At 41.7% G+C, this 13,204-nt stretch carries 17 protein-coding genes; 13 read left to right on the top strand and 4 right to left on the bottom strand.

The features are described from left to right. Positions 1-140: 140 nt before the first annotated feature. From ACUVXA_RS07645 to ACUVXA_RS07605, 9 genes are all read left to right on the top strand, one after another. Positions 141-347: a tautomerase family protein gene (locus ACUVXA_RS07645; RefSeq protein ID WP_445870656.1), complete on the top strand. Its 207-nt coding sequence runs from the start codon at positions 141-143 to the stop codon at positions 345-347. A gap of 172 nt (positions 348-519) precedes the next feature. Beyond that, entirely contained in the window at positions 520-1,347 is an 828-nt protein-coding gene (locus ACUVXA_RS07640) for an ATP-binding protein (RefSeq protein ID WP_445870655.1), read from the top strand. 5 nt (positions 1,348-1,352) lie between these two features. After that, positions 1,353-1,607: an ATP-binding protein gene (locus ACUVXA_RS07635; protein WP_445870654.1), complete on the top strand. Its 255-nt coding sequence runs from the start codon at positions 1,353-1,355 to the stop codon at positions 1,605-1,607. A 10-nt stretch (positions 1,608-1,617) separates the two neighbouring features. Then, positions 1,618-2,172 carry a hypothetical protein gene (locus ACUVXA_RS07630; RefSeq protein ID WP_445870653.1) on the top strand — a complete coding sequence of 185 codons (555 nt, stop codon included), beginning with the start codon at positions 1,618-1,620 and terminating at the stop codon, positions 2,170-2,172. A 99-nt stretch (positions 2,173-2,271) separates the two neighbouring features. Continuing rightward, on the top strand, positions 2,272-3,423 hold the full coding sequence (locus tag ACUVXA_RS07625; protein WP_445870652.1) for a uroporphyrinogen decarboxylase family protein: 1,152 nt from the start codon (positions 2,272-2,274) through the stop codon (positions 3,421-3,423). A gap of 141 nt (positions 3,424-3,564) precedes the next feature. After that, complete coding sequence (locus ACUVXA_RS07620) at positions 3,565-4,203, top strand: corrinoid protein (protein ID WP_445870651.1); 639 nt, start codon at positions 3,565-3,567, stop codon at positions 4,201-4,203. A gap of 13 nt (positions 4,204-4,216) precedes the next feature. Next, positions 4,217-5,368 (top strand): uroporphyrinogen decarboxylase family protein, encoded by a 1,152-nt coding sequence (locus ACUVXA_RS07615; protein WP_445870650.1) that lies wholly within the window; start codon positions 4,217-4,219, stop codon positions 5,366-5,368. A gap of 78 nt (positions 5,369-5,446) precedes the next feature. After that, positions 5,447-6,364, top strand: coding sequence for a tetrahydromethanopterin S-methyltransferase subunit H (gene mtrH / locus ACUVXA_RS07610; protein WP_445870649.1), 918 nt, complete (start codon positions 5,447-5,449; stop codon positions 6,362-6,364). A 175-nt stretch (positions 6,365-6,539) separates the two neighbouring features. Beyond that, a complete protein-coding gene (locus ACUVXA_RS07605; RefSeq protein WP_445870648.1) occupies positions 6,540-7,127 on the top strand; it encodes a PH domain-containing protein in 588 nt (195 codons plus the stop codon). 72 nt (positions 7,128-7,199) lie between these two features. On the opposite strand, the gene ACUVXA_RS07600 is transcribed toward ACUVXA_RS07605, so the two are convergent. Together ACUVXA_RS07600 and ACUVXA_RS07595 are read right to left on the bottom strand one after the other, a co-directional pair. Further along, positions 7,200-7,733, bottom strand: coding sequence for a DUF6036 family nucleotidyltransferase (locus ACUVXA_RS07600; protein ID WP_445870647.1), 534 nt, complete (start codon positions 7,731-7,733; stop codon positions 7,200-7,202). Between the two features lie 7 nt (positions 7,734-7,740). Beyond that, positions 7,741-7,962, bottom strand: a complete 222-nt coding sequence (locus tag ACUVXA_RS07595; RefSeq protein WP_445870646.1) for a hypothetical protein — start codon at positions 7,960-7,962, stop codon at positions 7,741-7,743. A gap of 214 nt (positions 7,963-8,176) precedes the next feature. On the opposite strand from ACUVXA_RS07595, the gene ACUVXA_RS07590 reads away from it, so the two are divergent. The 4 genes from ACUVXA_RS07590 to ACUVXA_RS07575 are packed head-to-tail and all read left to right on the top strand — an operon-like array spanning position 8,177 to position 11,570. Continuing rightward, positions 8,177-8,650, top strand: coding sequence for a Zn-ribbon domain-containing OB-fold protein (locus tag ACUVXA_RS07590; protein WP_445870645.1), 474 nt, complete (start codon positions 8,177-8,179; stop codon positions 8,648-8,650). Between the two features lie 7 nt (positions 8,651-8,657). Next, the gene (locus ACUVXA_RS07585; protein WP_445870644.1) at positions 8,658-9,809 is read left to right on the top strand and encodes a thiolase family protein; all 1,152 of its coding nucleotides are present in this window, start codon (positions 8,658-8,660) and stop codon (positions 9,807-9,809) included. Next, positions 9,809-11,065, top strand: coding sequence for a thiolase C-terminal domain-containing protein (locus ACUVXA_RS07580; RefSeq protein WP_445870643.1), 1,257 nt, complete (start codon positions 9,809-9,811; stop codon positions 11,063-11,065). The genes ACUVXA_RS07585 and ACUVXA_RS07580 overlap by 1 nt, the downstream gene beginning before the upstream one ends. Positions 11,066-11,069: 4 nt before the next feature. Next, positions 11,070-11,570 carry a Zn-ribbon domain-containing OB-fold protein gene (locus ACUVXA_RS07575; RefSeq protein WP_445870642.1) on the top strand — a complete coding sequence of 167 codons (501 nt, stop codon included), beginning with the start codon at positions 11,070-11,072 and terminating at the stop codon, positions 11,568-11,570. Between the two features lie 25 nt (positions 11,571-11,595). Here ACUVXA_RS07575 and ACUVXA_RS07570 read toward each other — a convergent pair whose 3' ends face one another. Beyond that, the gene (locus ACUVXA_RS07570) at positions 11,596-12,180 is read right to left on the bottom strand and encodes a class I SAM-dependent methyltransferase (protein WP_445870641.1); all 585 of its coding nucleotides are present in this window, start codon (positions 12,178-12,180) and stop codon (positions 11,596-11,598) included. A gap of 572 nt (positions 12,181-12,752) precedes the next feature. After that, on the bottom strand, positions 12,753-12,992 hold the full coding sequence (locus ACUVXA_RS07565) for a helix-turn-helix domain-containing protein (RefSeq protein WP_445870640.1): 240 nt from the start codon (positions 12,990-12,992) through the stop codon (positions 12,753-12,755). Between the last annotated feature and the right edge of the window lie 212 nt (positions 12,993-13,204).

Raw genomic sequence — 13,204 nt, 5'->3', positions numbered from 1 at the left:
CCAGCATAAGACAAGTAAAAACTAGGAAAAATACATACCTAAGGCGGCGTCCCTTCTATTAAATCAAAAGATTTTATTTACCATAATACTTATTTAATTAATTTCTATAATTTAGAAACCAGTTATTTGGAGATGATATAATGCCAACTGTTCATGTGCATATATGGAAGGGTTTCTCAGAAGAAAAAATTAAAGAAATAATCGAGGGTATAACTAAGGTCTTTGTGGACATGGGTATCCCCCCTATTGCTGTGGAAGTTATAATCCATGAAATCCCGAAATCTCATTGGGGCATTGAGGGTAAACCAGCGTCAGAATCACGCAAGGATGCAAAACCCCCTCAATAACTTTCTCCGATTTAATAAAATGACTATATCATAACAGAAAATTCTATTTTCAAGCGAAACTCACGTATTCATGCTAAAGCACCAAATTGATAACAGTTTTAGGAATTAACCAAAATATTTATTATTTAAAAGATGACTGTAGCTTATCCTTTACTCTAGGGAGATGAATTTCTTGTGTAAGTTATGCGATTTGTTTGGTAATGGAGAAAGGTGGTATTTTAAACCAGAAAACTATGCTAGAAATTTATACAAAATTAGACCTCCAGGATACAAGGTTGGTTCCGGTAAGGATCCTGAAACTGTTGCTGGGGAGCTCATGATAGGGGCTCTTCAAGTGAAGTTCAATAACCCAGAAAAGTTTCCAGAAGTTAGAGAAAAAGTTAACAAGAAACTATTGGAAGTTAACATTTGCCAGGTTATAACTCTAGAGGAGTGTAACTACATTATTGATAACTTAGCTCATCCCTTAGCTTTGCTCTCGTGTATTTGCAGACGATTGCTACGTGCAAGAGAGGAAACCGATAGGGAAAGTTACTCCTGTTTGGCTACCGGTGTCGGAGTCTACAAGTGGGAAAGGTGGCCGGAGAGATATAAGGGTGGTGTCGAGTTTGTTTCCCCCGAAGAGGCTAAGGAATGGATTGCGAATTGGGATAAAAAAGGCATGGTTCACACTGTAATGACATTTGGTTCTCCCTACATAGGAGGAATTTGTAATTGTGATTATGATTGCTTAGCGCTAAGGATGCGTCAGTTCTACGATTTTGAATATGTACTTAAGGGTCATTACGTAGCTAAGATCGATCTTGAAAAGTGCGTAGGCTGTGGTACTTGTGCGTCAAGGTGTCAGTTCGGAGCGATAAGAAAAATTGTGACCAAGAATAAGTTTGTAATTGACATGACTAGGTGCTTTGGATGTGGTGTCTGCGCAACCGGCTGCAAACAAGAGGCAATCAGCCTAATCGAGCGTGAGAGCACACCCTATTTGAAAAACCTCTGGTGATGTATATGAGTACAAAAACGATTGTACCCAAAATAAGTATTGACACCTCTAGGTGCACTACTCCCTTTGCCTGCAAAAAGTGTTTAGAAGTGTGTCCTCAGGGCGTTTTTGGGGTAATGGCGATCAAGAACGAAATGTATAAAGAGACGGATCCCAAAGAGCCTGCTGCTTATCTTCTCATGCCACTATTAGCCGATAGATGTGTGATGTGTGGGGACTGCATTAATGTGTGTCCTGTTAATGCATTAAAAATCAGCTGAGGAGTGAACCTTGACCGAGATGTATTTTGATATTAACCAAAAAATTATAGACGCAATCTATGAGGAATTCAATGCAGAAAAAACAGTAAACAACTTAGCCAAAAAAACCTCTGGATTAAGAGGCGCGGAACTGGAAGACGCGTTGAAGAAATTTTTCACCGAGTACGGATATAACCTGATGATAAAAGCGCTTGATTTGGGTGAAAAGTACCAAGACACAACCTATCATGTAATAAAGGCTCACGCGGAAAAAGTAGGCCAGTTTCCAAACGTGCCCCAAAGGTATGTTGAAATATGTTACCTTAGCGTCCTTCAAATAGAAAAAGTTAACATAACTGAGAGCAATCTTAAGAGACTGGGCTTCAAGATAGAAAACTGTTCAATCTATAACACAATCAAAGAGAAGATGGGTGAAAATATATCAAATCAAATGTTCTGCAAACACGCATGCTCCTCATTAGCCAAAACACTTTATGAAAATATGAATATTGAGACGGATTTCGGCATAAAAGCACTAATGGCAAAGGATGGCTACTGTCACTTTGTGTCAGAGAAAAAAACCTAGAGAAACCAGAAAATTAATCTTTTGTCTACAAAAACTACTACTTTTTTACATAATTTTTTATATTACATTAATATAGTGAAAATGTAAGAGGGAAAATATATGGAAATAACAGATGAAAATATTGACACTGAAATAGATAAACTGGCTGAAAAATATATTGAAATTCTTTCTAAGGAGCCTTACAGCATGGCGGAGAGGTTTGCGCAGGTAATGATGTTTCAAGAACCCGACAGAATGCCGGTATTTATGCAAATACACGACCATGCCGCAAAAATAGCGGGAATAACTCTTAGAGAGATGTGTACCGATCCCAAGAGGGCACTCTACGCTGCGCTTTATGCGAGTGTAAGATATGAGCTTGATACCATTGCTAATGCTGCTGATGCTTATAATTTCGAAGCCGAAGCTTTAGGAGCAAAGATGCTTTTTCCAGAAGACAGCTTCCCCGTGATACTAGAACCACTAATAAAAGAGCCAGAAGACTTGGAAAAACTGAAAATGCCAGATTTCAGTAAGGCGGGACGAGTACCCTACCTCATTGAAGGAAACAAACTTAAACAAGAAAAATTAGGTGAGGTGGGAGGTCTCCCATTTGCAGTGGGTTGCGCACCCTGGTCCTTGGCAGTCCAATTGAGAGGTTTTAATAATCTGATAAAAGACGTAAGAAAAAGACCGGAATTCGCTCACAAAATACTTGATTTCAGCAATGATGTCATCGAAGCTTTCGTTAAAACCCAGAAAGAAGAAATGGGAATGGAAACACTAATGCCAGTACTAGCAGACGCCTTCTCATGCATTCCACCAACCAGCCCCCAAATAGTATACGACTATATCCTCCCTCACACAGCGGAACTCATAAAGAGGCTAGGTATGGCGTGGTGGGCGGGAGGCTTCCCCGTGGTAGAGATTCCAGACTGGGAAAAAATCGTGGAGGATGTGGTGACGAAGTCCGGGACTTTTATAGGTACAATTGTGATGTTAGAGTCTGATTGGCTGCCACCTGAGAAAATTAAGGAAATTTCCAACAGACTTCACAAACCCTGGTTGTTCGGAACAAGAGCCGGCCTAATAAGCAAGGGAACACCTCAGGAGATAGAGAACTATGTTAAGAAAACTATAAGGATTCTAGGTCCCGGTGGTGGTTGCATGCTAATCGGTGACCAGATACCAAGGGACACTCCCCCAAAAAACTTGGAAACATTCGTCAACTCGATAAAGAAGTACGGAAAATATCCTATAAAAATCGAATAAACCTACTTCAATTTCTTTTTTCAAAAATTGGGAAAAAAATTTGTAATTCTCCAAAATAATTTCCCGATTAAAAATTTCTAAATTTTTAAAAAAACTTATATATAAATTAGTTATATAAACTGGTTAATGGAGGAGTGTTTTTTGGCTGAAAATTTAATGAACAGGCTTGAAGAAGCAATTATCGATGGTGAACCTGACGACGCTAAAAAAGCAACTCAGGAGCTGTTAGATAAAAACACTAAACCAACAGACATAATCAAGCGAATGGGTAAAGCTATGGATGTGGTGGGAAAAAAGTATGAGGACAAAGAGTACTTCGTCCCAGACCTAGTAATGTCCGCCGAGGCGATGAACGAAGGACTAAATATATTGCTTCCAAAACTTGAATCAGGAGCTTCCGAATTCATAGGGAAGATTGTTATGGGTGTCTGCCAGGGAGATGTCCATGACATTGGGAAGAACATTGTGGTGGCGATGCTGCGTGGTGCCGGATTCCTTGTGATCGATTTGGGCATAGACGTTTCTCCTCAAAAATTCATTGAAGCTATTAATAAGGAGAAGCCCCAGATAGTGGGATCCTCATCATATATTTCAACTACTATAGATGAACTCAAGAAGCTAAACGAGGAGTTCAAGAAAGCAAGTGTCCGAAAGCAAATAAAGTATCTGATAGGAGGAGCATCAGTCTACCCCAAACATGTGCAGGAAGTAGGGGCTGATGCCTTCGCCAACGATGCCTTAGAAGCAGTCGAAGTGGCGAAAAAATTGATAGGAGGATAGGAGGTAAAGAAGGATGGCTAAACTAACTGAAGCTAATATTGATGCTGAGATAGATAAACTAGCGGAGCAGTTCAAGGACATGGCCTCAAAGGAGGCCAACACTATGGTGGATCGTTTCACTAAGGTGGTAATGTTCATGGAGCCTGACAGATTGCCGGTCTTCATGCAGATACACGACCATTCAGCAAGGGTAGCGGGCGTAACCGTTAAGGAAATATGCACAGATCCAAAGAAAATGCTCTACGCCCAGCTCTACGCTTCAGTGAAATACAAGTTTGACACTCCCATGGTGTTTGCCGACGCTTATAACTACGAGGCCGAGGCTCTGGGAGCAAAAATGCTCTTCCCCAAAGACAGCTTCCCAGTAATTCTCGAACCCTTGATAAAGGAGCCAAGAGACCTGGAAAAACTGGAGATACCAGACTTCAACAAGGCGGGACGTGGCCCCTACATTATTGATAGCCTGAAAATATACCTGGAGAAATTAGGGAAGTACGCTCTACCCTTCTCGGTAGCCAGCGCCCCCTGGTCAATGGCAGTCCAGATAAGAGGTTTCAACAACCTGGTTAAGGACACGAGGAAAAACCCCGAGTTTGCCCACAAAATCCTCGATTTCTCGGAAGATGTCATCGAAGTACTTGTGAAAACCCAGCAAGAAGCAATAGGAGGCGTCCCGGCCTTTCCAGCACTAGCTGATGCCTTCTCATGCATTCCCCCAACTAGCCCCCAGCTTGTCTACGACTTCGTAATTCCTCACACGGCAGATCTCATAAAGAGGCTGGGTCCCATGATGTGGGCGGGAGGCTTCCCCGTGGTTGAGATTCCGGGCTGGGAGCAAATCATGGAAGATGTTGTAGTTAAAACAGGGTCAATGCTTGGCATGGTGGTTATGCTAGAGTCTGACTGGTTGCCACCGGAGAAAATCAAGGAAATGTCCAACAGGCTAAAGAAACCTTGGTTCTTCGGGGTAAGAGCAGGTATTATAAGCAAGTGGACTCCGAAGCAAATAGAAAACCACGTTAAGAATTTAATAAAGGTCTTGGCTCCCGGCGGTGGCTGCGCAGTTTTTGGAGACCAGGTTCCGAGGGACACCCCACCGGAAAATGTTGAAGCTCTAGTTAATTCGATAAAGAAGTGGGGGGCATTTCCCATAGAAATCGAGTAACTCCGCCTTATTCTTTATTTTTTTAGTATGAATGAATCTTTTAGATAAGAAAATAACATAGTATTATGGGGGGTCTTCATGTTTAAGTTTGAGAAGGAACAGATGATAATAGAAGTTGGGGGTGTGAAACTCGGAGGGCAGCCAGGTGAACTGCCGACGGTTCTAATTGGAAGTCTATTCCACATGGGACATAAAATTGTCAGAAACCGAGAGAAGGGAGTGTTTGATCGTGAAGAAGCGGAGCGGCTTATAAGGCTCCAGGAGGAGTTTTCCGAAAAGACGGGGAATCCCTGCATGGTTGATGTGGTAGCAGAAACGAATGAAGCCCTTGAAAAATATGTTGACTTTGTATCAGGGTTTACCAATATTCCTATTCTCATAAATGGACCTGATGCTTCAGTAAGGTTGCATGCTTCAAATTATGCTAAGGAGGTTGGGCTTCTTAATAGAATCGTCTATAACTCGATAAACTTTGCCGTTAGTGAAGAGGAAATAGAGAATATCAAGGAGATAGGTCTTAAAGCATCTGTAATACAAGCGTTTAACCCTAGAAACACTTGGCCAGAAGGAATGCTAAAAATACTCAAAGGAACCCCCGAAATGGAGGGACTCCTAGACAAAGCTTTTAGAGCGGGTATAGAGAAACCGATGGTTCTAACTTCGGTATATGATGTTCCAAGTATAGGCCCGGCGGTTAGAGCTCTCTACATTGTGAAAAGTGAGTTCGGGTTGCCAGCAGGCACCGCACCGGTGGGAGTTGTGGGTCAGTGGGAAAAAGTTGAGGAGTTAGGACATTACGCTAAGAGGGTTTGCAGAGGAGGAACAGTAGCGCTAGCCCAATCCCTGGGTGCAAACTTCATTATTTATGGCTCCATGGCTAAAGCTGAAAACATATTCCCTGTCTCAGCCATGATTGATGCCTCAATACTATACAACTCTAAAAAACTGGGTGTAAAGCCACTTACCAAAAATCATCCATTCTTTAAGATTTTCTAGGCAATTTATTTATAAAAATTCCACTTAAGAAATAAAAAAATTCCTTGCATAATCGGATAATTTTTTTTCGGCTAGTATCAATTTGTAGTATTTGCAATATTAATTTATGAGGGTATTTATTTTTTAAATATATGAAAAATTACTAAAAATTCAATATTATTGAGAGGTCAATGTTTTGAAGAAAAGTTTTGAAATACAAATTGGTGAAGATTTTAAGCCTGCTCCACAATTTAGAAAACTTTACTACGCTTATTTAGTTATAGCTTTTTGTTTTTTGTTTTTACCATGGTACTTTTCATTACTGGGTCTAGGTTCACTCCTAATTACTGGTATCATTGTCTATTCGATATTTATTCTGCCCATACTGGTTTTCGTTGTGTACTGGATTAGGAAATACTACAATACCATTTTTTACAAGCTTACTGATACTGAAATAGTTTGGAGAAGAGGCGTCTGGTTCAAAAACACGGGAATCGTGCCCTACAACAGAATAACCAACATTGATATTGGCCAAGGCCCTATCTCCAGAAGACTGAGAATAGCAGCGCTCAAAATCCAAACCGCGGGCTACACTGGTAAAGCCGGTGCCGAAATAAAATTGAACGGAATAGAACAGTTTGAAGAACTAAGAGAGGTAATAATGAAATTTGTTAGAGGCAAGAAACCATTAGCTGTAGAAACCTATGAAGAAGACACCAACCTGAAAATTCTCAATGAATTAAGGAAAATCAGAAAGCTACTGGAAAAATCTCAGCAAAAATGAGAGTCTTATCAGATTTATATTTAATTTAAATAAATAGCGGCTAAGTGTCCCAGAATTATGTTAAAAGCGATTCTATTTTATTTTCTCGAAGATTTCTTTCAGTTGCTCTTTTACTTTTTCTTGTTCTGCTAGCTGGTTAAGATACTCGAAGTCAAGTTTCTCCTTGAGGTTCAGTATTATGGAAATCACATCTTCAATGTCTTGTGGCGAGCCGTAGATGAGCTTAGTAATAACCATATCCTCTGGTGAGGCTATCCACACCTCTAAGTCCAGCAGATTTGCCTTCTTACGATTTTTCAGTAGCATTGAGTCTAGACGGGTGTATATTCCTTTTGCATCTACTCTGAAGGGAGTTTTTGTGTCAAATACAGAGAAGTAATTTCTCTCTTTTAGCGTGGAAACGATTTTGTGCTCAAACACTTCCAAGCTATGGCTACTGAAGGCTTGAACCAGACTCTTAACTGCCTCCGTATCTGAGGGTTGAATATTGATCACGATGTCAACGTCAAACGTTGCCCTAGGCCTACCATAAAGTATCGCCGCAACACCGCCCACAATAACATAATCAAGTCCTGCCTTATTCAGCGCCCAAATGGTTCTTTTCAAGAAGTTCTCAAAACTCATCCCGATCACGCTCAGATAAAATACGTCTAAGAATCTCTGTTATCTCCCTGCAGCTACGCTCTGGATATTTCTCTCTGAGACGTTCAATCTCTACTTTAATGAGAAAGTCCGTGAGCCAACCCGCCACCACAATTGAACTCATCCCCAACTCCCTAACTCTTTCTAAATCCATTTTAATCTTCTTGATCCGATACTCATTAGGAAACCACATTTCATAAACTCCCCATTCACTAATTAAAATAGTTCATCTAATACTTTTATAACTTTCAATACTGCTTATTCAATATAATGGGTCAAAAAAATGGTTTTAATCTTTTATTTGCTTTTTATACCTCCCTCCATTATGTTAACGTTAATTTTATTAACCTCCCCAATAGATACTTTACAATGTTTCCACAAATTTTGAACTTAAGGAGGGATAATTTTTGACAAGCTCAAAAGAGGAAGTTATTCCAGTTACAGGAATTCCGGTCGTTGCCGCCTTCCGCTGGTCCGTGGGCGAACTGATGGACCGGTTCATCAGAGAACTAGGAAACAAGAAAATCTTAGGGGCTAAATGTTCTAAGTGTAATTACACCTATGTTCCCCCGAGAATAAGGTGTGGTAAGTGCTCTACAAAGATGGATGAGAAAAACTTGACGGAACTCTCGAGTAAGGGCGTTCTAGTAGGCTACACCACGGCTTATGTCGAACTCGACGGTAACGGAAACTTCCGAGAATTAGAAAAGCCGAAAGCAATTGGAGCTATAAAGCTTGACGGAGCCGGCTCAACCATCTATATGCCCCTAGTAGACCTAGATCCAGAAAAACTTAAAGTTGGCATGAAAGTCGAAGTGGTCTGGCGTGAGGAGACCAAAGGCGAAATTGCCGATATTAAAGGTTTCAAACCGGCAAAGTGAGGTGAATATGATGAGGGAGAAAGTAGCTATAATTGGATATGCACAATCTTACCATCAGGGAAATATGCCAATGACTAGGGAAGACATGGTTTTTGAGGTGGCCAAGGGAGCCGCCAAGATGGCTGGTATTGAAAGGGAGGACATTGACACCGTAATCAATGCCACAAACGATTACTACGATGGGAGAACTATCTCAGAGCTTTTCCTCGTAATGCCTATTGGGGCTTATCTTAAAGATTACACTAAGGTGGAGATGGATGGAGCCAACGCTCTCTTTTACGGGATGCTCAAAATCCTATCGGGCACTCACGACATAGCGCTTATAGTGGCTAACACTCAGGGCTCAACCTTCAACCCCCACCAGATCTCCGTCTATACATTAGACCCGACCTTCGATAGGCAGATAGGGGTTCTAAACGACATTTCAGCAGCCGCAATTCAAGCAAGAGTATACATGAACAAATATGGCATATCTGAGGATGAGGCGGCTATAGTTTCTGTTAAGAATCTTAGTAATGCCGCAAAGAATCCCCATGCACATAGAAGAATGCCCGGAATCTCCTTAGAAGAAGTGTTAAACTCCAAGCTCTATTATGACCCAATAAGGGAACTCACCATGTCTCCCATAAGTGACGGAGCAGCCGCAGTAGTGCTTGCCTCGGAGAAGAAAGCCAGAGAGCTTTCAGATTACCCAGTATGGATAGAGGGTGTAGGCAGCAGCCAAGACTCATACCTCAGAGATAGGAAACTTTACCAACTGGAGAGCCTTAAAGCGGCGGCAAAGAAAGCATACCAAATGGCGGGCATAAGGAACCCATTTGCAGAACTGGACGTGGCTGAGGTATCTGAGAGATACGCACATGAGGAGCTTATGATCTATGAGGCATTAGGCTTATGCGAGGAAGGCAAGGGAGGAACCCTGATAGACAGCTGTGCCACATTCATGGATGGACAGCTTCCAGTCAACCCGAGTGGTGGCACCCTCTCAGCAGATCCCATATCCGCCACCGGGCTGATAAGAGTGGTTGAAGCCACCATGCAAATTAGAGGCGAAGCCGGAGACTGCCAAGTACTAGGTGCTTGGAAAGCGCTGGCTCATGGTCAAACAGGGATATGTGCTCAGCAAAATATCGTGTATATTCTGGGAGGTGAGGAGTAATGTGGAGAAATATTGCGGTAATTGGTGTAGGGCAGACGAAACACGGAATACAGAGGGATGTTAACGCCGCGGAAATGATAGCAGAGGCTGCTTGGAAAGCCATGCAGGATGCGGAACTAGCTCCTGAGGATATAGACGCAATAGCTATTGGAAATATGCAGGGTTTTGGCGGTATCTGCCAGGCGGAGCTGTGGAGCGGAGATTTGTTTGGAGCTCCGGGAAAGCCGGTGCTTAGAGTCGCCACTGGTGGCACCACTGGGGGCTCGGTGGCCCAGTGTGGAATGTATCAGGTGGCTTCTGGACTCTTCGACACGGTTCTCGCTATTGGGTTTGAGAAGCACTCTGATAGCAAGGAGCCTGGAGCAACAATGGGATTAGCCCATGTAGGACTAGCCAACATGTTCCACCTGCTTCAATCTGGAGTGGATGTGAGAACTTCGTTTGCTTATGGTGGAGGAGTGGGTGCAGCCGCAGGCGTTTCTGGTTATCAAGCGGGAGAGTATATGCACCGGTCTGGTTGCAGAATAGAGCATTTGGACATGGTTGCGGCTAAATCTAGAAGAAATGCGGCTAAGAATAAGTATGCTCATCTACAGTGGCCCAACTGCACCGCTGAATCCTTAGCCAAACACCCTAAGTTCGGTGAGGTAGTTGCTTATCCCCTAAGACTTGGACATGTTTGCCCGGCTAGTGATGGAGCCTCCGCTATAATAGTTGCCTCTGAGGAGAGAGCCAGAAAAACTGATAGGCCAGCTTGGGTTAGGGGACTTGCATCCTGTGCCGACGAGGAGAACCAACAAGCCGAAAATGCTCAAGGTGTATCCGTAATGGATAGTTCAGAGCAAATTCAGTGCCGGATCGCAGCGATGAAAGCCTACCGAATGGCCGGGATAAAAAATCCGAGAAAAGAGATTGACGTTGTTGAGATCTACCAGCCCTTCCCGCATCAGGAACTGATGTACTCAGAGAGACTACTAATCTTTGATGATGGTAAGGCCTGGATTCCCCTAGAAGAAGGAGAAACAGAAATAGATGGCAAAACGCCCATCGACCCTTCGGGAGGGGTACTCTCCACTAATGCTATAGGCTCCTCAGCCATGCAAAGGGTAGCAGAGGCTGCGCTCCAAATAATGGGTAAGGCAGATGAACACCAGGTTCCTAAGGATGTCAGGAACGCCGTGGCCCATGGATGGGGTGGCTCAACCAACTTCACAGTAGTAACAGTTCTTGGAGATACTCCAAGGTTAAGGTGGTGATATAATGGCTAAAAAAGGACGAAAAGAAACAATTGCCGTGGAAGGCGTATGGCCCATAGGCTCCTACATCTATAAGGCCCCCACGCTCTATCGGGAACTTCTTGAGGGATTCAAGCAGAAGAAAATAATAGGATCTCTATGTACTGGTTGTGGATTCGTGTATGTTCCTATGAGGAATATTTGTGGTAGGTGCTGGAGAAAGATAGATGCCCGGGTTAATGTGAGCGATGAGGGTACTGTTAAGGCTTTTACTTTGAGTCAAGTGGTGAAGAAGGGTCAAGTTAAGGTTTTGGGATTAGATCCTGTGGAGCAGGGTTGGCTGAAGGAAGGAGAAAGACTCATCATGGTTTTTGTTAATTTCGATGGAACCAACTCAAAATACACAACAATACTAATGAACGCAAAGCCAGAGGAAGTACACATCGGAATGAGAGTTCGCGTAGTCTGGAAGGAAGAACCAGAAGGAAAGCTAAGCGACATAGTAGGAGTCGAACCAATAAAATAATTATTAATCCTCTAATAATATTTTTTTATCTTTGGAATACTGCTTCGTAGTGTTTTCCGAATAATGATGTTGATGATGAAGTATAAATTACAGTAAAACTGTTTTTCTCCATAAACGAGTTTAGGTCATTAAGAGTTGTGATACCATAATTTTTCGTAAACAATTTCCATATCCTAGCTGACCATTTAGGAAAAAGAAGATCCCAGTAAACGAAAAATCCCTTTGGTTTTAAAACCCTCTTTATCTCCTCAAGGGCATCTAACCAGTTAGGTATGTGATGCATCACTCCAAACGATAATACAATGTCAAAATCATTGTCCTTAAAGGGCAATTTAGTCGCATCAGCTTCCAAAAAACGAATAGTTGGAACATCCTTAACGCTTTCTAGTGCAAGCTCTATCTGATCTGCGTCCAAGTCCGTTCCAGTAACATTAAGATGATAATTTTCAGCAATATGTTTAGAAACCGCTCCACTACCACATCCCACCTCGAGAAAACGCTGATTTTCCTTTACCTCTACAAAATTCAACAATTTTTCAGCAAGCTTAATAACATGTTTAGTATGTCCCGGCCTATTCATAAACCATTTTTCAATTCTGCCCAACTTCATTTTCAAAACACTCCTATTCAACTAAAATTGGGATTCCTCTTCATTTCTAAATCGCAAATCCGGATATTACTACACTATCTTTAATATATAACATTCACTATTTAGGCAATCCTAAATTTCGTGAAGCAAATATATAGTAAATATCAAATATACGATAAGATTATTTAATGGAAATATTTCTTCAGCTTTATCTCTTCAATCAGGCTAAGAGACAAAAAATGATGTGTACTTAACTCTTCCTAAATATGAAAATATTAGCTAGATCTCCTTCGATTAATTCAAATGAAAAATCATCCCTGTTAAATATTTTTCCAGGATTGATATAATCAATCGTAAATCCATATTTTTTGACATAGCACCAAAAACGGTACCGACATTCGATATCTTTGAATTTTTATCCAAATTAAGATTTTTAATTGTCTTATCTATAAAATCATTGTCTTCCGTAAAATCCTGGTCACTAAAACTTAACATATCTTTACATGGAGACATGGTAGGTTAGTTTTCAAGCTCTCCAAGAAGGAGAGCCCCCGGATACCAGGAATTTCCGAGCAGCCTCTCCCTCTGTCTTTCTATTCTAGATTTCCTGCTTCTTGCTGCTTCCGTGTTGACACACGGAGGTAGACCGCTACTCCCTTCGGTTCTTCTGTGGTGGTTCCTTTGAGCTTGTCCAACTCGGATTTCTCCACGAAGCGGTGTCTGCCGCTCCCAAGCCTTATGCCCTTTATTACGCCCTGGTCTATGTATCTGCGCAGCGTGTTTGGATGTAAACCCGTGTATTTTGCAGCCTCCTTCAACCTAATCAGTACCATAACTTAAGTTAATATTTAATAATTTATATAAACTTATCTGTAGCAGTTGTGTACCTCCTCCATAACTTGCCTGTATTTCTCTAAACTCACAATTCATCACTGAACCACTCTTTTTATATCAAAAAATTTGCAATAATAAAAAGCTTCTAGAATAAACATTGGAAAGGTATAATCCAAAACTTAACTTATTTTAAGCTCTATATTGTAAATAA

It is taken from the genome of Candidatus Jordarchaeum sp. (assembly GCF_052745115.1).
The sequence above is the reverse complement of the archived record's forward strand: the minus strand, read 5'-3'. Positions and strand labels throughout refer to the sequence as shown.

Bases quoted from the DNA above. Each gene is read 5' to 3' on its own strand.
- ACUVXA_RS07585 (WP_445870644.1), top strand. From the start codon at position 8,658: ATGATGAGGGAGAAAGTAGCTATAATTGGATATGCACAATCTTACCAT.
- ACUVXA_RS07580 (WP_445870643.1), top strand. From the start codon at position 9,809: ATGTGGAGAAATATTGCGGTAATTGGTGTAGGGCAGACGAAACACGGA.
- ACUVXA_RS07565 (WP_445870640.1), bottom strand. From the start codon at position 12,992: ATGGTACTGATTAGGTTGAAGGAGGCTGCAAAATACACGGGTTTACAT.
- ACUVXA_RS07575 (WP_445870642.1), top strand. From the start codon at position 11,070: ATGGCTAAAAAAGGACGAAAAGAAACAATTGCCGTGGAAGGCGTATGG.
- ACUVXA_RS07635 (WP_445870654.1), top strand. From the start codon at position 1,353: ATGAGTACAAAAACGATTGTACCCAAAATAAGTATTGACACCTCTAGG.
- ACUVXA_RS07615 (WP_445870650.1), top strand. From the start codon at position 4,217: ATGGCTAAACTAACTGAAGCTAATATTGATGCTGAGATAGATAAACTA.
- ACUVXA_RS07570 (WP_445870641.1), bottom strand. From the start codon at position 12,180: ATGAAGTTGGGCAGAATTGAAAAATGGTTTATGAATAGGCCGGGACAT.
- ACUVXA_RS07625 (WP_445870652.1), top strand. From the start codon at position 2,272: ATGGAAATAACAGATGAAAATATTGACACTGAAATAGATAAACTGGCT.
- ACUVXA_RS07595 (WP_445870646.1), bottom strand. From the start codon at position 7,962: ATGTGGTTTCCTAATGAGTATCGGATCAAGAAGATTAAAATGGATTTA.
- mtrH (WP_445870649.1), top strand. From the start codon at position 5,447: ATGTTTAAGTTTGAGAAGGAACAGATGATAATAGAAGTTGGGGGTGTG.
- ACUVXA_RS07645 (WP_445870656.1), top strand. From the start codon at position 141: ATGCCAACTGTTCATGTGCATATATGGAAGGGTTTCTCAGAAGAAAAA.